Origin of the sequence: Roseibium sediminicola, from assembly GCF_023156505.1 — a bacterium.
GTDB lineage: Bacteria > Pseudomonadota > Alphaproteobacteria > Rhizobiales > Stappiaceae > Roseibium > Roseibium sediminicola.
Genome location: NZ_JALNMJ010000009.1, coordinates 221,819 through 243,392, shown reverse-complemented (window position 1 = coordinate 243,392; position 21,574 = coordinate 221,819). Strand labels below are relative to the sequence as shown.

The window sequence follows — 21,574 nt, the reverse complement described above, 5'->3', positions numbered from 1 at the left end:
GATCCGCAAGCCTACCTGGCAGCCACGCTGACCGCCATTGTCAACGGCCACAAACAAGGCCGGATCGATGAACTCCTGCCATGGAATTACCCCGCCAAGGTGTGAGAAAAACACCGCTTACACTTAACAATGCTTCTTCGGCAAGCCGTTCAAGTTACCTTTGACGCAACCTATTTCGTCATATCGTTTGTCGGCTCTCCATGGTGGCCTCTTGGTCAACAACTCGAGATAGCGGTAGCGATAAATCTAACTTCGCTCGACGAGATCAATCAGGCGCAAATAGCGCGGATCAGATGTCAATGCAGGTTCGGTCTCAGCGACCAATGACAGCACCTTCGGTAATTCGTATGGTCGCCGGGTCAGAACCTTAGGAGTAATTGTGTCCATCAAATCCAACGTCGCTTCGGGGAAGCGAACAGTGATCGGCTCCTCGTCATCAACATCTCTGGTGAACCGATAAAAAGGATGGTCGCTCGTCTCCACGGGAACTAAGAACTTCTTCACTGCATCCAATACGACAGGAAGATGCTCTCCCGTGTCATCCAGGAGGCCAATCCACGCACGTACAGATGCCGAGGTCCTGTATCTGCGCTCTCTAGGCCAGACTTCATCGACAAAGGGAATGACGTGTTTAGTCCAGCCCTCCTCATTGCTCTTCCCAACCTGAGCCAACCAAAAAATGAGACGATTGCGAGTGTCGTCGGTCATCGCTCGCAGGGCTGCACGCATTTCGCCCCTTGAAAGGCCAGCTTTTTCATCTGAGTGAAAAACCCGCATGTAACCTAGCCACTCTGCCGCGATTTCTGAGACGTCGCGATCCCAAGTAAAGCTTTCAACCTTAGGAAAGAGGCCAAGAAGGAGTGGCTTGACGATCTCTGCTAGCGGTGGCCACGGCACTCGCCCACAATTCAAAAACCCGTTCCAAGCTGGTTCAGAAAACATATGATCGAAAGCCAGCATTGGAATAATGCGATCTCGTGTCCAATCGGGGTCAACGAACATTAGCCAATTCAACTTGCTACAAGCTATTGATACAGCATGATCCGCGCCCTCCCCGGGTACTGAAAAGAGGCGCTCAATACGGGACTTGATGTGATCGGGAACCAAGGACCCAGCCTTCTGCTTTTCCCCTGGCACTGCGCTGAAAAGGGCACTAGTGCACTTGCCGAAAGGGCCTGCGGTCGCGAAATCGTATGTTCGCCTAGACTGATTGATGGTCTCTCCATCTTGCTGGACTTCAACAAGAGCACTTTCGGCGGCATCTGCACCACCGCTAATAAGACTTTCAATGACGTGATCGTAGACCGCCCAGCCAAGATCTGCATCGAAGTCTACGGCCGTTTCCAAGTTCTGTTCAATCCATCGAGCTAAAGTATGACTTAGCTCACAAACAACCTCTTGGGGAAGCCGCGCTAAGCGACTTAGGAACACTCGTCGTAGCCTTGGTGTGACGTCATCAGGGAAATCATTGATCATCGCTGACCACATCGATTCTGGGTAGTCGCCAAATCTTCCTGCCACGGTCAGTGCAGATAGTGCTTTTCTGGGGTTAGTCTTCACTAGCCCCGTGAAAGGACGCCTCTCCGTGAAGCTGCCGAACTCACGCCCTAGGTCTTCTTTGGCTCTTGAGACTATTTCATTTACCGGGAGGTCTTTTACAACGTCAGGCGTTTCATCGGTACCAACTGCCCCCACAATCGCCCCCCGCGCAGTCACTGAAGAAGTGGCCCATCCGTCGTTCCATCCTGGGAGCCCCTCAACTATCCTAGATAATCGTTCGCGATGCCCGTCCGACAAGATACAACCCTGCAGTTCAAGGTAACGGGCGTAGCGGGCTGCGTATCCATCCCGAATTGCCGGGAAATCGTCGTTAGACCAGTGGGACAGCTGATCAGGCCCCTCAAGGATACGGTCGATCAATTGCCCCTGTTTCTCTTGTGAGAATTCATCCCATCGGTCTTCTAGCAGGAATAGAAGCTCTCTAGTAACACTCGCATCCCAGAACGCTTCCTGATCGAAGGCACACAGTTTCTCGGCAACATTGTCGGCTTCGAATACGCGAGGTTTGTTGAATGCATACAACTTAAGCTTCCGAAAAAAGAAGCGATCTGATGCAGGCCAAATTGTTGCTGATCCGTTCGCAAGTTCTGGACTCAAGTCTGCCATTCGATCAAAAAGCTGGACAAACCACGACATGGCCTTCGCAGTGTTGGTAACGTGCTCTCTTCCATCGGCTTGCCTACCTGGGTAGCAAGTCGGAGCGTGGAAATAAAAGGTCTCAATGTCCGCCAGAAGGCCGGATGCGATGGTAAGCTGCTCCTCAAGTAGGCCAATTACCTGAGGCAGCATCTCGTCCGGTACTTCTATTCGGTGACTGTGCTGCTCGAGGAATTTCACCTCAAATTGACCAAGGTCCCGAAAACGAACTTCGTCCCAAGGTACTGAAGGCGGTTTGGACTCCGACAAGCCAAAAGGCACTCTAAGGTCAATTCTGGGTGTCGCAAATCGTCTAAATTCGCGCAAGACACTTGAATTCCAACCTTCCGTTTTGATCCGGCTTCTCAAGTCGAACCATAAGCTGCCCCAATGACGGTTGCGGGGGTCTCGATGGTGTTCGAGAACTAGGCGCCAAAGATGACGAGCACGTTGATGAAGCCCCTCCGAACGTTCCAATTGCCATTCGATCTCTTGAAGTAATCGAGGGTGAAGACCATTCTGCCGAATGGCCCACCAGACCACCGCAGGGCAATCGATCGACTTGCTGACCCAACTGATAAGGTGACCAAGTCTTTTCGGCGTGGCCTCATGTCCCTCACTCTGTCGCCCTCCTAACCGATGAAACTCATGCGGGTTGTCATCACCATCGCGCCACACGAGGAGATCATCGTTCCTGACCCCCTGCCTGCGATCTTCCTCTGAGATCTCAGCAAGATCGCTATCGAGTCCATAAGCCACCACAGGGTCAAATGATTCAGCGTCTTCGCCATAGCCGCGACTCTTTTTAGCCGTCCGAATATTCGCGTCCATAACGCATACCCATTCAGCGTGAGGCATAGGATCAGCCACGGAGAACATTCTTGCCCCCTGTACTGTCCGTAGTACGTGAACTACTTGCCCTCGCTCATGAGGGGTCAGCTCTTTGGGGTCTTGCTGACTTCTAGTAATAATGGAAGCACGCCACTCACGAGGATCGTCGGCCCGGTCGGCCCAAGCTTCCATTGTTCTCCAAAGATCAGAATGGTCTGGATAGGCAATTGCTGTGACACCTCGGTCTCGCCACTTGGCTTCAATCTGCTCAGGAAGCCCACGGTCGAAGGCAAAGAGCCTTGAGCGGTCAAACTGACCGTCATGATTTAGACCTTGAAGCAGGTATTTGACTGGCGGATCTTCGGCCTGATAGCCAACCAGAACAACGGTGTACCGTTCAAGAAGGTTCCTGATGAAGTTCGTCGCCCACCCTTCTGAGAGATAGGCACGTCCGAAGTCGGCGCTGCTGAGAACGTATTGATGATGTTCTGAGCCTTCATCGACCAATCGACCATGCAGATACGTAATGCCCTCAATCGTTGATCCATAACTTAGGTCGGGAAAGGTTGGTGGCACATGGCAGGCTAATTGCCCACCTTCCACCCCAACCTCGAACAACAGGTCGAAATTGGTCGTGACAATCTGCGGCACACCACTCTGGTTAGAAGAGATTCGCCTAATCAGGCTATGCTCTCGCCCGAATACTTCCCCCGTCAATGGAGCACGCAGTCGCTCAGTTACAAGTGCGTTAACTTCATCTTTGCCGTATTCTTGGTGGAGAAGATTGAAAATTTGGTCGAGCGGCACATTCGCTGCAGATTGATCATTTAGCCATGGCCTAAACGCAGCCATGACCTCTGAGTCTTCTGGTGGGTCGAAGAATTCGATGACATGTTGAGTAAGGCCTAAAAATGTCGGCATTCCAGAGGGGAACGAAACACCAGCGCCACACAGAAACACTACACGACCTGCATCGCAGCGTTCCAATAGAGTATCTGGTATGGAAGGACCTTCAGCGAAAAATCTCATGCACACACTCTATCGATGTCAGTTGTAATTTCTACAACTAGATCAAAAATGAATGCGTGTGAGCGCAGGATGTGAACTATTCAGACCGCCTAGAGTTGAGACTAGTCTGGGGTTGACCGATATCTTTCAGTCGATGGGTCGTGATTTGCACTGTCAATTCATCAGCGCTCTAACACGGGGTACGCAGCCTGGGTACGAATATGGGTACGCACCGCAACAGATGCATCATCTAACGGTATGATTTTAAAAGAATATCTCCCGAAGGAGGAGGAATGGTGGAGCCAAGGGGAATCGAACCCCTGACCTCTACAATGCCATTGTAGCGCTCTCCCAACTGAGCTATGGCCCCATGTTCCGTATGCGCGCCGGTTTGGGTCTCCGGCGTCGATGGAGGCGGGTTATAGTCACACCTCACCACAAGATCAAGCAGAAAATCGAACGAATTTCCGCGCCGCTTGTGGAAAAGATCAGGCAGGGGAATTTCCCTGCCTGATCAAGGGCTTACTGATCCGGATCTTCTTCGATCTCGACGCGGATGCCCGGAACCTTGTCTTCGTCCTCGTCTTCGTCGTCGATGAAGACGTCGTCGTCGGTGCTGTCGTCGTCATCGTCAAGCTCGACGTCGTCATCTTCCAGATCCGGCACGTCGTCGCCGCCTTCGGCTTCCGCGTCGGCTTCTTCCAGGGTGACGATTTCCGGCGCTGCGGCGTCGTCCTCGTCTTCATCCTCTTCCGGGGTCTCGGCCACCTTGGCGGCCTTTGCCGCGCGGGAGGTCATGACCACTTCGAAGATCGTGCCGCATTTCGGGCAGGTGATCGGTTCGCGGTTGAGATCGTAGTATTTAGCGCCGCAGCTCGGGCACAGCCGCTTTGTGCCAAGGTCAGGTTTTGCCACTGTGCTCACCCTTCGTAGTTGTTGGACGACTTGAATTAGTGGGCAGCCCCATAGCCCCAAGAGGTTTCCCTGTCAAAGGCTAATCGGGAGAAATTCATTGCTTGACCCATTGTTCTGCATGTTGCGGGTTAAATTTCAACCACCAGACAGGTTTATCCCACACTTGCCGACCCAAGCGGCAAAACTTGCGGCATCGCAGAATTACGGCCGGGGCAGATGACGAAGCCGTATCTGCGTGATAGGACGTGACACCTTTTGAAAACCGACAGGGGTCCAAGCCGACCCTGAACTTGCGGACATTAGACAATGTCACATGATTCCACACCCACGCCATTGACCTCAAGCATGGGCACTCCCCTGACCGGCACGATCCGCGTGCCGGGCGACAAATCCATTTCCCACCGCTCCTTGATGTTCGGCGCGCTGGCAATCGGCCGCACCACTGTCAAGGGCCTGCTTGAATCCGAAGACGTTCTGGCCACCGGCAATGCCATGCGTGCCGTCGGCGCCACCATCGAGAAACAGGCTGACGGCAGCTACACTGTCGACGGCATCGGTCTCGGAAGCCTGCTGGAACCCGAGCATGTCATCGATTTCGGCAATGCCGGCACCGGTGTGCGCCTGACCATGGGCATTTTCGGCAGCCACAACATCGCCGCCACCTTTGTCGGCGATGCCTCCCTGTCCAAGCGGCCGATGGGCCGCGTGCTCAATCCGCTGCGCGACATGGGCACCAATGTAATCGCCCGCGAAGGCGACCGCCTGCCGGCTTCCATCCGCGGGCCGGAACAGGCGCTGCCCTTGACCTACCGTGTGCCGATGCCCTCGGCCCAGGTGAAATCCGCAGTGCTTCTGGCCGGCCTCAACGCGCCGGGCGAGACCACCGTGATCGAACCGATCCCGACCCGCGACCACACCGAGAAGATGCTGAAGGGCTTCGGCGCCGACATCTCCGTCTCCCTGAACGAGGCTGGCGAACGGGTTATCCGCCTGCAGGGCCAGCCGGAGCTGAAGCCCCAGGACATCGATGTTCCGGGCGATCCGTCCTCGGCGGGCTTCCCGCTGGTGGCGGCCCTGATCATCCCGGGCTCCGACATCACCATCGAGAACGTGCTCCTGAACGAGCACCGCACCGGCCTGATCACGACCCTGATCGAAATGGGCGGCGACATTCAGATCGTCAACCGGCGCGAGACCGGCGGCGAGGACGTCGGCGACCTGCGCGTGAAGGCCAGCAAGCTGAAGGGCATCACCGTGCCGGCCAGCCGCGCGCCGTCGATGATCGACGAATATCCCGTGCTGGCCGTTGCCGCCGCTTTTGCCGAAGGCGACACGTTCATGCCTGGCCTCGACGAGCTCCGGGTCAAGGAAAGCGACCGCCTTGCGGCTGTTGCCCGAGGCCTGGAAGCCAACGGCGTTCCCTGCATCGAGACCGAGGACACGCTGACCGTCACCGGCGGCGCCAATGACATCGGCGGCGGCACGGTCGTGACCCACCTCGACCACCGCATCGCCATGTCCTTCCTGGTGCTCGGCATGGCGGCGGCCAAGCCGGTGACCGTCGACGACGGCGCGGTGATCGCAACCAGCTTCCCGACCTTCACGGAGCTATTCGAAGGCCTTGGCGCCAGGATCTCCGCCCAACCGAGCGAGGCCGCATGATCATTGCAATCGACGGACCGGCCGCCTCCGGCAAAGGAACCTTGTCACGGCGTCTGGCGGATCATTTCGGCCTGCGCCATCTGGACACCGGCCTGACCTATCGGGCGGTGGCCGCGTCCCTCCTGGCCAATGGCAAGCCGCTCGGCGATGAAGCCATCGCGATCGAGGTCGCGCATAATCTCGATCTTGCCCAGATGGACAAGAGCGTTCTGTCCGCCCACGAAATCGGCGAAGCCGCCTCGCGCATCGCCGTGCTCGGCGGGCTGCGCGAGGAACTGGTCAAGCTGCAGCGGCGGTTTGCCGAAACGCCTCCAGGCGCGGTTCTGGACGGGCGCGACATCGGCACGGTCGTGTGCCCGAATGCCTCCGTCAAACTGTTCGTCACCGCCTCGCCGGAGGCCCGCGCGAAGCGCCGGACGGACGAGATGATCTCCAAGGGCCAGGACGCGAATTACGCCTCTGTGCTGGAGGATCTGAAGCGCCGGGACGAGCGTGACAGCCAAAGAACCGTGGCTCCGATGAAACAAGCGGACGATGCGGTCTTGCTAGATACGACAGAAATGGATATAGAAACCGCGTTCCAGGCGGCTGTGGATATCATTTCGCGCGCCAAGGATGACTGAAGGACGTGGGGCTCACCCTTGGTGTGCCCCTGTTCGTGCATCCGGAGCAAGACCGGCCCAAGGGCCCAAGTTCTTATAAAAGAACGAACCGAATTTCGGCAGGACGCTTGGAAAGCTTGTGTCCTGTGACGAGACCGGATTTTCCGGCTCCCGCCCCGCCGGCCCGTTTTTCGAAACGGAAGGATCTGCGAAGACGCGATCCCGGGAGACTGACGATCCGGAGTGCAACACCAACCCGCCGGCGGCGCGCCAAAAGGCGCTCAGGAGAATTTATGTCTGATTACAATCCGTCCATGGAAGATTTTTCGGCTCTGCTCGAAGAATCCTTCGTCCAGAACGACCTCTATGAAGGTGCCGTCGTAAAGGGCACCGTCGTCGCCATCGAAAAGGACCTGGCCGTCATCGACGTCGGCCTGAAGGTTGAAGGCCGCGTGCCGCTGAAGGAATTCGGCGCCAAGGGCCGCGACGGCGAAATGAATGTCGGCGACGAAGTCGAAGTTTACCTGGAGCGCGTTGAAAACGCTCTCGGCGAAGCCGTTCTGTCGCGCGAAAAAGCACGCCGCGAGGAAAGCTGGGTTCGCCTCGAAGTTGCTTTCGAAGCCAACGAAAAGGTCAACGGCCAGATCTTCAACCAGGTCAAGGGCGGCTTCACCGTCGATCTGGATGGCGCTGTTGCCTTCCTGCCGCGTTCGCAGGTCGACATCCGTCCGGTGCGCGACGTGACCCCGCTGATGCACACCCCGCAGCCGTTCCAGATCCTGAAGATGGACAAGCGCCGCGGCAACATCGTCGTGTCCCGCCGTGTCGTTCTGGAAGAAACCCGCGCCGAACAGCGTTCGGAACTGGTCCAGAGCCTGGAAGAAGGTCACACCGTGGAAGGCGTCGTCAAGAACATCACCGATTACGGTGCGTTCGTCGACCTCGGCGGCATCGATGGCCTGCTGCACGTCACCGACATCGCGTGGCGCCGCATCAACCATCCGTCGGAAGTTCTCACCATCGGCCAGACCGTCAAGGTGCAGATCATCCGCGTCAACCAGGAAACGCATCGCATCAGCCTCGGCATGAAGCAGCTGGAAACCGATCCGTGGGATGGTATCGAAGCCAAATACCCGATCGAAGCCAAGTTCTCCGGCCGCGTGACCAACATCACCGACTACGGTGCGTTTGTTGAGCTGGAGCCGGGCATCGAAGGCCTGATCCACGTCTCCGAAATGTCCTGGACCAAAAAGAACGTCCATCCGGGCAAGATCGTTTCCACTTCCCAGGAAGTCGAAGTGATGATCCTGGAAGTCGATCCGGTCAAGCGCCGCATCTCCCTGGGCCTCAAGCAGACCCTGCAGAACCCGTGGGATGCGTTTGCCGAACAGTTCCCGATCGGCACCGAAGTCGAAGGCGAAGTCAAGAACAAGACCGAATTCGGCCTGTTCATCGGCCTCGACGGCGACGTGGACGGCATGGTTCACCTGTCCGACCTCGACTGGAACCGTCCGGGCGAGCAGGTCATCGAAGAGTTCAAGAAGGGCGACATGGTCAAGGCCGTCGTTCTGGATGTTGATGTCGACAAGGAGCGTATCTCCCTCGGCATCAAGCAGCTCTCCGGCGACCCGATGGAATCCGGCGCTGCCGGCGAACTTCGCAAGAACTCCGTCGTGACCTGTGAAGTCATCGAAATCAAGGACGGTGGCCTGGACGTCAAGATCGCAGACAGCGACCTGACCGCGTTCGTCCGCCGCGCCGACCTCAGCCGCGACCGCGAAGAACAGCGCCCGGAAAAATACTCCGTTGGCGACAAGTTCGACGCCCGCATCACCCAGTTCGACAAGAAGACCCGCCGGGTCACCGTGTCGATCAAAGCCCTGGAAATCGCGGAAGAGAAGGAAGCAGTCGCTCAGTACGGCTCCTCCGATTCCGGCGCGTCCCTCGGCGACATCCTGGGCGCAGCGCTGAACAAGCAGTCTGGCGACGAATAAGCCTCTTCACTGGAAGACGCACGAAAAAGAAAAGCCCGGCAGCAATGCCGGGCTTTTTGTTTGTTTATCTGCCATCTTTCGGCGTCATTCCGAGGGTCTGCCGCGCAGCTGCTTGGCTGGGTTCGGAATGACCGGCGAGGAATTGCGCCGGGTTGAACCGAAGCCCGCACTCAGCCGGTCTTGAGACCGTAATTCTTCACCGCCCCAAGGACTTCGCCGATTTCGGCATCCGACAGGATATGCGGTTTGCCGACCGTGCGGCTGAGAATGTAGGCGCGGGCCAGAACTTCCAGCTCCTCAAGACGCCACAGGCCCTTTTCGAGGGTCTCGCCGGTGACGACAGCGCCGTGATTGGCCATCAGGCAGCCGCTCCGCTCCTTCATCGCGGCGACGACCTCATCGGCCAGGACCTCACTGCCGAACAGCGAATAGCCCGCCAAAGGCACCGTGTTGCCGCCAAAGAGCGCAATCATGTAGTGGCAGGCCGGGATTTCCATCCGGTTGATCGCGAGCGCGGTGCAATGGACCGGATGGGCATGCACCACCGCATTCATGTCCGGCTTGGCCTTCAGCAGCGCCAGATGAAACTGCCATTCCGTCGAGGGTGGGAGCGGGCCTTCCGGACCGCCGTCGCCCACAAGCGGCAGCGAGGCGAGCATGTCCGGGGTCATGCGGTCGTAGGGAACACCCGATGGCGTGATCACCATGCGGTCGCCGGCACGGGCCGAGACATTGCCGGAGGTTCCCTGGTTGATGCCACGGCGGTTCATATCCAGGCAGGTGTCGATGATCGCCTGTCTGAGGTCGGACGTGTCGCGGTAAGGCGGTTTGAGCATGGGTCTCACCCGATTTTGAGCATTTCTGCGGCGGTTTCGGAACAGGTGGCGACATGGGTGGCGTAACCGCCGCGTATGGCGGCGAGCATGGGTTTTGCGCGGTTCTCGCCGGCACCGACCAAAAGGCCCATGTCCTTGCCGCGCATCTGGTCCAGGGTGACGGCGATCATGCGGTCCTCGATGTCCCGGTTGAGGCCGTTGCCGTCCCGGTCGATCAGCCGGCCGCAGATGACGCCGGTGGCGCCCTGCTCCGCGCAGGCATCGACTTCGGAGGGATCCAGAAGACCGGTATGGACCACGTGGCTGTCTTCCGTGCAGGTGCCGCAGGCGAACAGGGTCTTGTTGCAATCGGCAACCGCCTCGAGCTGCATGCGGATGACCGGTTCCTGCTTCAGGCGGTCGGCAAGATCCCGTTCCGACAGAAGCAGGGGCACATGAAGGTTGACGCAGTGGGCCCCGTAGCGGCGCGCCAGGGTGGCGGAACAGGTTTCCGCGGCAAAGCCGAGCGCGGCGGGACGCGAGCCGACAAGCTGCACGACGGTGAGGTCGTCAACCGTGATCCGCGGCGCGGCTTCCGCGACCCGATAGACCGTCTCCCCCCAGGCAACGCCGAGACGGTCACCGGGCGCCAGGAGACTGGGCAGCCAGTCGGCCACCACGCGGGTCACCCGGTCAAGGGACTGGTCCGATCCGCCGGGCGCGGACGGCACGACAATGGCGTCCTGCAGCCCGAACCGGTCGACCAGGCGGCGTGCCAGGTCCTGGTTGCGGAAGATGTCGCTGTCCAGGCTGATGCGCACATAGTCGCGCTTGCGCGCCTCGGACAGGTAGTTGACGACCGTTGCCCGGGAGATGCCGAGGCGCTCGGCGATCTCGTTCTGGTTCATGCCGTCCTGGTAGTAACACCAGGTGACTTCGATGATCGCCTCGTCCTGGGACCGGGCGCGCAAAGACTTGCCGGAACCGCCCGTCATGCGCTCTCGGCAAGCTTGCTGAGATCGGGGAAGAGACCCGCAAGGCCTTCCGCGCTGGCCGCGCAAACACCCCGCTCGGTGATCAGGCCGGTTACCAGGTGATTGGGTGTCACGTCGAAGGCCGGGTTTCCGCCGGGCGTTCCCACAGGTGTCACCTGCACCTGGCCGATCGTGCCGTCTTCCTTCAAGCCCTGGATATGGGTCACTTCCCGCTCCAGCCGTTCCTCGATCGGAATTTCGGCAACCCCGTTGTCGACCGCCCAGTCGATGGTCGGCGATGGCAGCGCGACATAGAAGGGCACGTTGTTGGCTTTCGCCGCCAGGGCCTTCAGATAGGTGCCGATCTTGTTGCAGACATCGCCCCGGCGGGTGGTGCGGTCGGTGCCGACGATTACCAGATCGACCTGCCCGTGCTGCATCAGGTGACCGCCGGCATTGTCGGTGATGTAGGTGTGCGGAATACCGTGGCTGCCCAGTTCCCAGGACGTCAGGGCGCCCTGGTTCCGGGGCCGGGTCTCGTCCACCCAGACATGGATCGGGATCCCGGCATCATGGGCCTGGTACATCGGGCTCGTGGCCGTGCCCCAGTCGACCGTCGCGATCCAGCCGGCATTGCAATGGGTCAGGATACGGACCGGTTCGCCGTCCTTCTTGCCAGCGGCGATGCCGCGAATGATCTCCAGTCCGTTCCGGCCGATGTTGCGGTTGATCTCGACATCCTCGTCCGAGATCTCGTGGGCCAGCTTGAGGGCCGCCGCGGCACGCTCGTCAACCGGCAGCGCCTTCAGATGGGCGCGGCACCGTGTCAACGCCCAACGCAGGTTGATCGCGGTCGGGCGGGTCTTGTCGAGAAACGCGAAGGATTCATCGAGATGGGCATCCGACGGGTCCAGGCGGGCGGCCAGGGCCATGCCATAGGCCGCCGTCGCGCCGATCAGAGGTGCCCCGCGCACACGCATCTCGACGATGGCATCGGCAAAGTCCTGCATCGTGTCGACCTGCTGGACGCGGAAGTCGTGCGGAAGCCAGCGCTGGTCGATAATTTGCAGCGCTTGCCTGTCGTCATCCCACCAGAGCGAGCGGTAATGGGTGCCGTTGACCTTCATAGGATGTCCTTTGCGTTGTAGCGGCGGGCAAGATCGAGAAGTTTTTCGGCGCTGCCGAGCGCTTCCGACATGAGAATGAGTTCAGCGCCCATCGCGAGATTGCGCGCCTCCAGGCGGCTTTTCAGGGCCGCGTCCTGGATGTCCTCGAAATCCGCGTTATGGGCGAGCGACAGGGTGCGCCGGTGCATTTCAATGCCGCAGAAGCCAAGCGCGTCCGCCCGGATATCGGCCAGAAGGGCGAGGCAGGCTTCTTCGGACGACTGCCCCTGGTCCTCGAAGAGAGCCGCCGGATAAAGCATGCCGGTGCGCTCCGTTGCCCAGAGATGCCGGAACTCGGTATCGAAGCCGGTCAGGACGTCGTCGATCACCGACAGGATCCAATCCTGATACCCGGCAAGCTCCGTGGGGGCCCTGTGCGCCGGTTGGCTGAAATAGGCCATCAGGAAATTGGCGACCAGCATGCCGAGATCGAAGCCCATCGGGCCGTATTGCACGAATTCCGGGTCGATGACCTTGCTCTCACTGTCCGTCGACATGATCGAGCCGCTGTGAAGGTCGCCATGGACCATGGTCTCGGTGTTCGAGGCGAATTTCATCAGGAGCCGCTGGACGCGCGCCTTAAGTTTTGCGTCACCGCGCAGGCCAGCCACCACCGGGTCGAGCCCATCGGTGTGATGGTTCATCTCCGCGCTGTAATAGGGGTCGGTGAACACCAGAGCCTCGGTGATCGCCGGGATCTCGACATTGCCGGAAAAGAGGCCGACATCCTTCTTCTTGTCCGCGCTTTTCATCGAGAGCTCGGAACCGCGAAACGCCGTGCGGGCGCAGAACCGGCCGAGAAAAGCACCAAGATCCGCGACACGCTCGCCGTCGATCAGCTTGCGGCGCAGGATCTTGTGCGGCGACAGGAACTCCATCACGATCAGCGCCTGCGTCTCGTCAAAATGATAGACCGCGGGCACCGCGCCGGGATCGCGCTCGGCCTGTCGCACAAGCGCATGGTTTTCATAAAAGGCTCGGTAGAGCGGCAATGGCCAGCTGTCGCCGACAAGCCGGACATAGGGCAGCGCCTGCTTGACGATCACCGTTCCCTCAGGCCCCTCGACGATAAACACCAGGTTCAGGTTGCCGTCGCCGACTTCCCTGACATTCCAGCGGGCGGGATCTGCCCCAATGCGCCCGGCAATGGCGGGAACCGTTGAAAGACGGCTGCCGAGCTCCGCTGGCGTCAGCGGCCGATACTGGTCTGGATTGTCCATCTTGGTGTTCTTTCCTCCCGATTTGTCCCGAATAAAAGCCAACATTATTCAAAAGTCAACACAGTTGACAAATGACTATTTCGCATGCTGTAACAGCTTTCAAGCGAGAGACATGCTCGTCTGGAATTGGGAGGAAAGGTGGTAGAGGTCACCTGCAAACTGAGTGGACTGGAGAAGTCCTTCGGACGGAACCACGTGCTGCGCGGCATCGATTTGGAGCTGCGCGCGGGCGAGGTGACCGCGCTGATGGGCGCCAATGGCGCCGGCAAGTCGACGCTGGTGAAGGTCCTGTGCGGCTATCATTTCGCGGATGCCGGGGTGATCACGCTCGGCGGGGCCGCCTTTGAACCGGTCGATGCCGCGGATGCCATCTCGAAAGGCGTCGTCACGGTGCACCAGTCCATCGACGACGGCGTCATTCCGGACCTCGACGTTGCCACCAACCTGACGCTGGACCGGCTGACCGAGCCCGGTGCGGGCCTCTTCGTGAACGATCGCAAGCTGCGCCGGCAGGCGAGCGAGGTTGCACGCAGCATGGGGCTGACCATGGATGTCCGCACCCGCGTCGCGGATCTCGATGTCGCCGACCGCCAGATGATCGCGATTGCCCGCGCCATGGCCCGCGCGCCGAAGCTTTTGATCCTCGACGAACCGACCTCGTCCCTCTCCGCCTCCGAGGCCGAGCGGCTTTTTGCGCTGATCGACCGGCTGCGCGCGGAAGGCGTCGCCATTCTTTATATTTCCCACCGCATGTCCGACATCCGCCGGGTGGCCGACCGGATCGTGTCCATGCGCGACGGCGCGATTTCCGGTCTCTTTGAGACAGATCCGCTCGACTATGTCGGCGCGGTCAATGCCATGCTCGGCCATCAGATGACCGAGGTTGATATCGAGCCGGTCAGCGGCGGCGACGCCATTCTGGAACTGAACGGCGTGCGGTTGTTCGAGGAAAGCCCGGCGATCAACCTGAGTGCCCGCGAAGGCGAGGTGATCGCGGTCACCGGCCTTCTGGGCAGCGGTACCACGGAACTCGCCGAGGTCATTTTCGGGCTGGCGGCGCCGGCGGATGGCACGATGCATCTCGACGGCGCCCCCTACCGCCCGAGCGGCGCCGGGGCGGCCGTTTCCAGCGGCGTCTTCATGTCGCCCAAGGATCGCGCGGTCAATGCTGTGGTGGCCGATTTCGACATTGCCAACAACATGACCCTGCCCTTCCTCAAGGCCTTCAGCCGGTTTTCCTTCCTGAGCGAGCGAGCGCAGCGGCAGGCGGCCGGCGACATGATCGGAAAGATCGGGGTGGTGTGCCAGAGCGATCGCGACGGCATCGGCACCCTGTCCGGCGGCAATCAGCAGAAGGTGATGATCGGCCGGTGGCTGCTCAAGGCCTCCCGCGTCCTGCTGCTCGACGAACCCTTCCAGGGCGTGGATATCGGCGCGCGGCGCGATATCGGCCAGTATATCCGCCACAGCGCAGAAGGGCGCACCACACTTGTCTTCGTCGCCGAGATCGACGAGGCGCTCGAAATTGCCGACCGGATCATCGTTTTGAACGAGGCGGAGATTGTCGGCGAATACATCAACAAAAATGTCGATCTGAACAGCCTTGTCGCCGATGTCTCGGGCCCCGAGAGGCCGCAGGCGTCCGGTCCGGAGCGGACCCAGGCTCAGGTTATGGCGGGATAGAACTCATGAACAAGAACGCACTCGACCTCGCCATCCGCTACGGCTTCCTCGTCCTTCTATTCGGACTGGCCGTTTTCTTCAGCTTTTACGCCAGCGGCTTCGCCAGCCCGCGCTCGGCGGTCTTCATTTTCCAGTCGGTCGCGATCACCGGGATCCTGGCTCTTGGCGTCACCTGCACCCTGGTGGTCGGCGGCTTCGACCTTTCGATCGGGTCCGTCGCGACCTCAGCCCTGATGCTGTCCGCCTATTCGATGGTGATCCTGGAACAGTCCGCCGCCGTCGCGGTGATCCTGTGCCTTGCCATGGGTGCCTTTGTCGGCCTGATCAACGGCCTGCTCATCGTGAAGATGCGCGTGCCCGATCTCCTGGCAACGCTCGGCATGATGTTCCTGCTGATCGGCCTGCAGCGCATTCCGACCCAGGGCAATTCCATTGCCACCGGCATGAGCCTGCCGGACGGGTCGGTCGCCGAAGGCACGTTCTCGGCCGCCTTCCTGTGGCTCGGACGACATCGCTTCGACCTGTTCCTCGATCGCCTGCTGCCGGTTCCTGTAGTCGTCTTCGTGCTGATCGCCCTGATCATCTGGCTGTTTCTCGGCTACACCCGCCACGGACGGCTGATGTATGCCATCGGCTCCAATGAACGGGCGGCGGGCCTCGTCGGCACCAATGTCCAGCGCTACAAGATCGTGGCCTACATGATCTCCGGCATGCTGGCCTCCGTCGGCGGCATTCTTCTGGCCGCGCGGCTCGGCCGCGGCGACATCGCCTCGGGCAACAACCTGCTTCTCGACAGCGTCGCCGCTGCCCTGATCGGCTTTGCCGTCCTGGGCGCCGCCCGCCCGAACGCCTTCGGCACGGCCGCCGGCGCGCTGTTCGTGGGCATTCTTCTTCAGGGGCTCACCATGATGAACGCCCCCTACTACATGCAGGATTTCGTCAAGGGCGCCGTGCTCGTCGCCGCCCTTGTCTTCACGTTCTACCTGTCCTCGCGCCGCGGCGGCAGGAGAACAGCGTGACGCTGAAAAGGCGCCGTTTAAAATGGGAGGAAGCAACATGTTGAGACGTGAATTCATGAAGCTCGCGGTCGCCGCAGGGCTCGGACTGTCCGCAGGCGGCACCGCGCTTGCGGCCGATATGCCAGCACCGTTCGACAAGCCGGAAGAAGTCAAGATCGCCCTGGTGCGCTATCTGTCGACCGGCGACTTCTTCCAGTCGTATCTCTCCGGCGTCGAACGTCAGGCAGAGGCGCTCGGGGTGGACCTGCGTGTGCTCGACAGCCGTCAGGACGCCGCTCTTCAGGCCGACATGGTCGACCAGGCCATCGCGCTCGGCGTTGACGGGATCATCATCCAGCACGGCCTGACGGAATCCATGAAGGCCGCGGCCCAACGCGCTGTGGATGCCGGCATCAAGGTCGTCGCCTTCGACGTCAATGTCGAGAACGACGCGGTTCCGCAGGTCGAACAGTCCGACTACCTGCTCGGCAAGCTGGCTCTGGAACAGGCCATCAAGGACAATGGCGACAGCTTCACCGCCGGCTATGTCTATGTGCCGGGCATTGCCCCGCTCGACCGCCGCGACGTCGCCTGGAAGGAAGTCAAGGACGCCAATCCAGGCATCACGGAAGCGGCCATGTTCGGCACGCTCGACAACCCGATCGCCAATTCGGTCGCCAACCAGGCCCGCGCCGTCCTGCAGGCCAACCCGACGATCAATGTCGTCTTCGCGCCCTATGACGAATTCGCCAAGGGCGTGAAGATCGCCGTCGACGAAGCCGGTCTCAACCAGGATATCGCGATCTATTCCGCGGACGTGTCGACCGCTGATATCTCGGCGATGCGCGAGCCGGATTCGGCCTGGAAGGCGACGGTCGCGACCAACCCGGCGGTTGTCGGCGAGGTCTGTGTACGCACGCTCGCCCTGATGCTGGCCGGTGGCGATCCGGGCAAGCAGGTGGTGGTGCCGCCGACCCTGATCACGCAGGCTTTCCTGAACGAACAGGACGTCAAGAACATGGACGAGCTTGGCAAGAAGATGCCGCAGTTCCAGCATGCGGACGTTTCGGTCGCCGAATGGATCCCGCTGCCGGCGCGCTGATCCCGACAAAGATCTGAAAACCGGAAAGCCCGGCAACAGCGCCGGGCTTTTTGATTGAAGAAGCTCAATCGAACTCAAACACCCTGACCAGGAAGGGCTCGGGCTGTCGTCCTTCGGGATCAAAACCCGGCAACCGGTCGAGCTGCCCCTCCAGGACAAAGACCTGCTTTCCCGCAGCCATGACATCGGAAGGTGCACGAAGGCCGTCGGCCAGGACGGTGACCGCTGCCGTTTCTGAGGACACCACCACCCTGGACACGCGACCTCCACTCTCCGCCACGAGCAGCGTATCGGACCCGACAACGGCAATTCCGTCAGGCATTTGCAGACTCTTGTCCAGACGGAGTGGCACGACGTTGCGGGTCGCCAGATCGACGCTGAAAAGCTCACCCGAATTGAATTTGCTCACGATCAGCCTGTCTTCAAGGATGACGATTCCGCTCAGGTTGAATCCCTGCCCGGAAAATCGCTCGTCAACCAGGAACGGTGTCAGTTCGCTACCCCCGGGGGGCAGGCTCAGAATCCTCGGCATGAAGGAATCCGTCACATAGATCGTACCGTCTTCGGCGATCGCCAGGTCATTGCAGAGCCCTCCGCCAGGCAATTCCCATCGGGACACGAGACGACGTTCCGCGACATCGAAAGCCAAGAGGGCGGGGCCACTTTCGGTCGGATGTTCAGTCAGTCCCAGATCGGAGTTGCACGCATAGAGCACCTTTTCCTCGGGGCCGAGCTGCAGGCCGCCTACAGAGGCAAGACCAAATGAGCCGCGTTCGACAAAACCGGAGATTTGCCTGGTTTCGGAATCGAGATAGAGGATCTCGGCCCTGGTGACGCTGCTGACATATGTTCCCCCGCGGCTGTCCATCGCAATGCTTTCTGGAAATAGGTGCTTGCCGGGAAGAGATATTCTTTCAACCTCACCGGCACTTGCCGGCGTGATGATCAAAATGGCCGGCAGAAGCCAATGCGCAAATCGAGAAACTGAAACCATCTTGAAACCCTGTCTTGTTGCGGATTTCATTGGAATAGGCCCATCATCGGTTTGCGTAAATTCTCGATTTCTGCAAAGTTTCCGTGCGTAAATTCTCCAATGAGATAGAGGCCACGTGACAGACTGGGACGACTACCGCTTTTTCCTGTCGATTGCCCAAACGGGAAACGTCTCCGGCGCGTCACGACGGCTGGGGGTCAATCATTCGACGGTGTCCCGTCGATTGCACCAACTGGAGAGCCGCCTGGGTGTCAGACTGTTTGACCGGACACCGGGTGAGTACACGCTGACAGAAGCCGGGGATACCGTTCTGGAGGCCGCTCTTGCGGCCAGGAAATCCCTGGCCGAGGCACAGGAGCGTGTTCTGGCCCGGGACACCAGACTGTCCGGAACCCTGAAATTTTCCGCTCCGGAACACCTTTTGCAAATCGTCGTTCTTCCGAAACTGGGCGCCTTTCAGGACCGTTACCCGGATATCCTCCTGCGGATCGAAGGTCAGGACGACATCGTCAGCCTGCAGGGATATGATGCGGATATAGCCTTGCGCGTCACACGCAGACCGGCCGAAGGGCTGGCAGGACACAAGCTCGCCGACAAGGCCGTCGCTCTTTATGCCTCCCGCAGCTATATCGAGAAGGTCGGCGGCCTCACGGGTTTTGCCGCATATCCCGCTCACCTTTGGCTGGGCGACGAGCCATCGGACAAACGCCCGGCATGGGTCGACGCGCATTTTTACCAGGCCAGAAGATCCGTCCAGGTCACCTCCAGCGACGCCTTGCACATCGCGGCGCGCAGCGGCCTCGGCATCGCCGAATTGCCCTGCCGTGTCGGCGATGTCGATCCGGACCTGTGCCGCGTTCCTCCGATGCGTGCGCGCAAGGACAGCGAGTTGTGGTTGCTCTATCGCCGCGATCTGGAGTCCACGGCCCGTCTGAACGTATTCAGGGAATTTCTGACGAACATGATTATTCTCGAGCAGGACCTGTTCGACGGCAGCCGGGCCGACGCCTCACTTGACTTGACCTGAACCGGGCCGGAAACAGGAAAGCCCGGCATTACTGCCGGGCTTCAGATTGTTGACAAAGCGCCTCCGTCATTCCGGACGGTCTGCAGCGCAGCTGCATGGCCAGATCCGGAACCCAGCGAATACTTCGAGCCTGAGGCGCGTCTTTATCAATATTTTCAGACGTTTGATTGGTTTGGTGCTCGCTTTCGCTCGCGCTTAAGCGCTGGGTTCCGGCTCAGCGTGCAGCGTTGCTGCACTTGTCCGGAATGACGAGCCGAGGGGTTGTCAGCAGTCTGGAGCCCGGCAAAAATGCCGGGCTTTTTTGTTTGGGGTGGAAGCTTGTTTTCTTCTCTCCCCGAGCGCTGTCGATGGGGCGGAGCGCTCACGCCTGCCGGAGCAGGATCCTGTCAAAGAAGGCTGCGAGTTCCTCATGGGCTTCAAGCGGGAGAATGTCGGCGACATACTGGTCCGGCCGAACAATCACAAGGCAGCCGGCGCGGCGGTCGATGCCGCGCAGATCGAAGATGTCGGGACCGGTTTTCAGGTCCGGGCAGAATATCTTCTCATAATCGCGCAGGCCGTAACGGCCCTTGGCCGGCAACAGGGCCGGATGCATGTCCTTAAGAGAAAGATCACGGAAGCCCTGCTGGAAGACGGCGCGCAGGTCGATGATCGAATCCGGATCCTCACCCGGTTTTGTATGTCTGAGTACCGGTGAGGCCGGTGCGGTTTGCAGAAAATCGCAAAGGCGGCTGACCCCGGCGCCCTTGTCCGTCGGGTCTCCAGCGCCTGCAAAGGCATAAAGGCGCCAGCGGCCATCGGCACTGGCCGTGTGACCGAAATGCAGCGGTTTGCCGTCGGCGAGGCGGATCACCGGCGCGGACTGGAAGCGCATGCCGACGGGATAACCCGTGGCAAGATGCTGATGGGTCCCGGTGCCAGTCAGCACGGACGGCTGGTAGCGCGTTGCGGTGCCTGCGGTGTAGCGTCCGTGCTGGACGAAGTATTTCTGGACTTCCGCCGGGTCGACCCCGTCCGGTGTCTCCGCCGATTTTACCGGCGCGCTGACCATCCTGGCCCAGTCCCGGTCGAAATCGATCAGGTTCTGGGCAATTGCCTGTCGTTCCGCCGAATAGCTTGCCAGCAGCTCCGGTGCGCTCCGGCCGGTCAGGACATGGGCCAGCTTCCAGCCGAGATTGAACGTGTCCTGCATGGAGACATTCATGCCCTGCCCCGCCTTGGGACTGTGGGTGTGACAGGCATCGCCCGCAATGAACACCCGCGGCAAACGCGAGCCTGTTTCCGCGTCCGGCACATCGTCGAACTTGTCGCAGATCCGCTGGCCGATCTCGTAGACCGACCACCAGGCAACCTCCTTCACATCCAGGGAATGCGGATGCAGGATCCGCCTGGCGGCATCAATCAGTTGCTCGACGGTGATGTTGCGCGCCGACACGCGTTCGTCCGGGTTGAGCTTGTCCAGCTCCACATAGATGCGCACCAGGTAACCGCCTTCGCGCGGAATGATCAGGATGCTGCCTTCGTTTTTGGACTGGATCAGCGACTTGAACCGGATGTCGGGAAAGTCGGTGACGGCGAGCACGTCCATCACGCCCCAGGCCTGGTTGGCACTGTCGCCCGTCAACTCCCGGCCAAGCGATTTGCGCACCGCGCTGCGCGCCCCGTCGCAGCCGACGACATATCTGGCCCGGACGGTCTCGACCTCGCCCTCATGACCGGCATCGGTGCGTTCCAGACGGACCGTGACCGCCGCGTCGCCGGCCGGCGCCGCGGTGTCGATCTCGAGCCCGGCTACTCGGCGGCAATAGTTCGGCTCCAGCCGGTTCGGCGCATTGCGCATGATCTCCAGGTAAAAGTCATGCACCCTGGCCTGGTTGAGGATCACATGCGGACATTCGGAGAGCCCGTCCTCGACGTCCTGCACCCGGCCGCTGCGCGCAATCACTTGCGGATTGTCCGGATCCGGTTTCCAGAAAGTGACTTCATTGACCTGATAGGCTTCCTTTTCCAGACGGTCCGCGAAGCCGAAGGCGTGGAACATTTCCATGGTGCGGCAGGCAACGCCATCCGCCTGCCCCAACTCCAGCGGACCCGGCTTCTGCTCCACGATCCGCGTGCGAATGTCCGGAAAGGCGGACAGCTGTGCCGCAAGCGTAAGTCCGGCCGGGCCGCAGCCGACGATCAGAACGTCTACTTCTTCGGGAAGACTGTCCGTGTTGGCGAGGTTGGCCGGATTCCCGGTTTCCTCGAAGATCACCGGGTCCCCGGTCTGGAAGCCGTTCAGATGAAATTGCATGGCACGTCTCCTCGCCCGGCGTTACGGACCGCCCCCTCTTGCAGGCAGACAGTCCGTGACACCGTTTCGTGTGGTTTCAGGCCGTTTGCCC

The 21,574-nt window shown here is 60.2% G+C and carries 16 protein-coding genes and 1 tRNA gene; 8 read left to right on the top strand and 9 right to left on the bottom strand.

Annotated features, from left to right (window positions below):
- Window positions 1–105: transposase domain-containing protein (locus M0H32_RS14955; RefSeq protein WP_248155388.1), on the top strand; the 105-nt coding region annotated here is incomplete at its 5' end.
- A gap of 141 nt (window positions 106–246) precedes the next feature.
- Here M0H32_RS14955 and M0H32_RS14950 read toward each other — a convergent pair.
- From M0H32_RS14950 to M0H32_RS14940, 3 genes are all read right to left on the bottom strand, one after another.
- The gene (locus M0H32_RS14950; RefSeq protein WP_248155366.1) at window positions 247–4,056 is read right to left on the bottom strand and encodes an SIR2 family protein; all 3,810 of its coding nucleotides are present in this window, start codon (window positions 4,054–4,056) and stop codon (window positions 247–249) included.
- A gap of 273 nt (window positions 4,057–4,329) precedes the next feature.
- Window positions 4,330–4,405: transfer RNA gene (locus M0H32_RS14945), tRNA-Ala, on the bottom strand.
- 152 nt (window positions 4,406–4,557) lie between these two features.
- A complete protein-coding gene (locus M0H32_RS14940) occupies window positions 4,558–4,950 on the bottom strand; it encodes a TIGR02300 family protein (RefSeq protein ID WP_248155364.1) in 393 nt (130 codons plus the stop codon).
- 306 nt (window positions 4,951–5,256) lie between these two features.
- Between M0H32_RS14940 and aroA the strand changes: the two genes are divergently transcribed.
- From aroA to rpsA, 3 genes are all read left to right on the top strand, one after another.
- Complete coding sequence (aroA, locus tag M0H32_RS14935; protein ID WP_248155362.1) at window positions 5,257–6,612, top strand: 3-phosphoshikimate 1-carboxyvinyltransferase; 1,356 nt, start codon at window positions 5,257–5,259, stop codon at window positions 6,610–6,612.
- The gene (cmk, locus tag M0H32_RS14930) at window positions 6,609–7,235 is read left to right on the top strand and encodes a (d)CMP kinase (RefSeq protein WP_248155360.1); all 627 of its coding nucleotides are present in this window, start codon (window positions 6,609–6,611) and stop codon (window positions 7,233–7,235) included. Before aroA ends, cmk begins: the two co-directional genes overlap by 4 nt.
- 272 nt (window positions 7,236–7,507) lie before the next feature.
- Window positions 7,508–9,208, top strand: a complete 1,701-nt coding sequence (gene rpsA / locus M0H32_RS14925; protein WP_248155358.1) for a 30S ribosomal protein S1 — start codon at window positions 7,508–7,510, stop codon at window positions 9,206–9,208.
- A 170-nt stretch (window positions 9,209–9,378) separates the two neighbouring features.
- On the opposite strand, the gene M0H32_RS14920 is transcribed toward rpsA, so the two are convergent.
- The 4 genes from M0H32_RS14920 to mtnK are packed head-to-tail and all read right to left on the bottom strand — an operon-like array spanning window position 9,379 to window position 13,383.
- Window positions 9,379–10,044 carry a class II aldolase/adducin family protein gene (locus tag M0H32_RS14920; protein ID WP_248155356.1) on the bottom strand — a complete coding sequence of 222 codons (666 nt, stop codon included), beginning with the start codon at window positions 10,042–10,044 and terminating at the stop codon, window positions 9,379–9,381.
- A 5-nt stretch (window positions 10,045–10,049) separates the two neighbouring features.
- Window positions 10,050–11,018, bottom strand: coding sequence for a sugar-binding transcriptional regulator (locus tag M0H32_RS14915; RefSeq protein ID WP_248155354.1), 969 nt, complete (start codon window positions 11,016–11,018; stop codon window positions 10,050–10,052).
- The gene (mtnA, locus tag M0H32_RS14910) at window positions 11,015–12,124 is read right to left on the bottom strand and encodes an S-methyl-5-thioribose-1-phosphate isomerase (RefSeq protein ID WP_248155352.1); all 1,110 of its coding nucleotides are present in this window, start codon (window positions 12,122–12,124) and stop codon (window positions 11,015–11,017) included. Before mtnA ends, M0H32_RS14915 begins: the two co-directional genes overlap by 4 nt.
- Window positions 12,121–13,383, bottom strand: a complete 1,263-nt coding sequence (gene mtnK / locus M0H32_RS14905) for an S-methyl-5-thioribose kinase (protein WP_248155350.1) — start codon at window positions 13,381–13,383, stop codon at window positions 12,121–12,123. The genes mtnA and mtnK overlap by 4 nt, the downstream gene beginning before the upstream one ends.
- A 138-nt stretch (window positions 13,384–13,521) precedes the next feature.
- Here mtnK and M0H32_RS14900 point away from each other — a divergent pair, with 138 nt between their 5' ends.
- From M0H32_RS14900 to M0H32_RS14890, 3 genes are read left to right on the top strand one after another with little or no spacing between them, the layout of a single operon-like run.
- Entirely contained in the window at window positions 13,522–15,066 is a 1,545-nt protein-coding gene (locus tag M0H32_RS14900) for a sugar ABC transporter ATP-binding protein (protein ID WP_248155348.1), read from the top strand.
- Window positions 15,067–15,071: 5 nt separating this feature from the next.
- Window positions 15,072–16,085 (top strand): ABC transporter permease, encoded by a 1,014-nt coding sequence (locus M0H32_RS14895; RefSeq protein WP_248155346.1) that lies wholly within the window; start codon window positions 15,072–15,074, stop codon window positions 16,083–16,085.
- A gap of 55 nt (window positions 16,086–16,140) precedes the next feature.
- Window positions 16,141–17,166, top strand: a complete 1,026-nt coding sequence (locus tag M0H32_RS14890) for a substrate-binding domain-containing protein (RefSeq protein ID WP_248155386.1) — start codon at window positions 16,141–16,143, stop codon at window positions 17,164–17,166.
- 64 nt (window positions 17,167–17,230) lie between these two features.
- Here the strand turns inward: M0H32_RS14890 and M0H32_RS14885 are convergent, their stop codons facing one another.
- Window positions 17,231–18,190 carry a hypothetical protein gene (locus M0H32_RS14885; protein WP_248155344.1) on the bottom strand — a complete coding sequence of 320 codons (960 nt, stop codon included), beginning with the start codon at window positions 18,188–18,190 and terminating at the stop codon, window positions 17,231–17,233.
- Between the two features lie 85 nt (window positions 18,191–18,275).
- Between M0H32_RS14885 and M0H32_RS14880 the strand changes: the two genes are divergently transcribed.
- Window positions 18,276–19,187, top strand: a complete 912-nt coding sequence (locus tag M0H32_RS14880) for a LysR family transcriptional regulator (RefSeq protein ID WP_248155342.1) — start codon at window positions 18,276–18,278, stop codon at window positions 19,185–19,187.
- A gap of 361 nt (window positions 19,188–19,548) precedes the next feature.
- Here the strand turns inward: M0H32_RS14880 and M0H32_RS14875 are convergent, their stop codons facing one another.
- Window positions 19,549–21,483, bottom strand: a complete 1,935-nt coding sequence (locus M0H32_RS14875) for an FAD-binding monooxygenase (RefSeq protein WP_248155340.1) — start codon at window positions 21,481–21,483, stop codon at window positions 19,549–19,551.
- Between the last annotated feature and the right edge of the window lie 91 nt (window positions 21,484–21,574).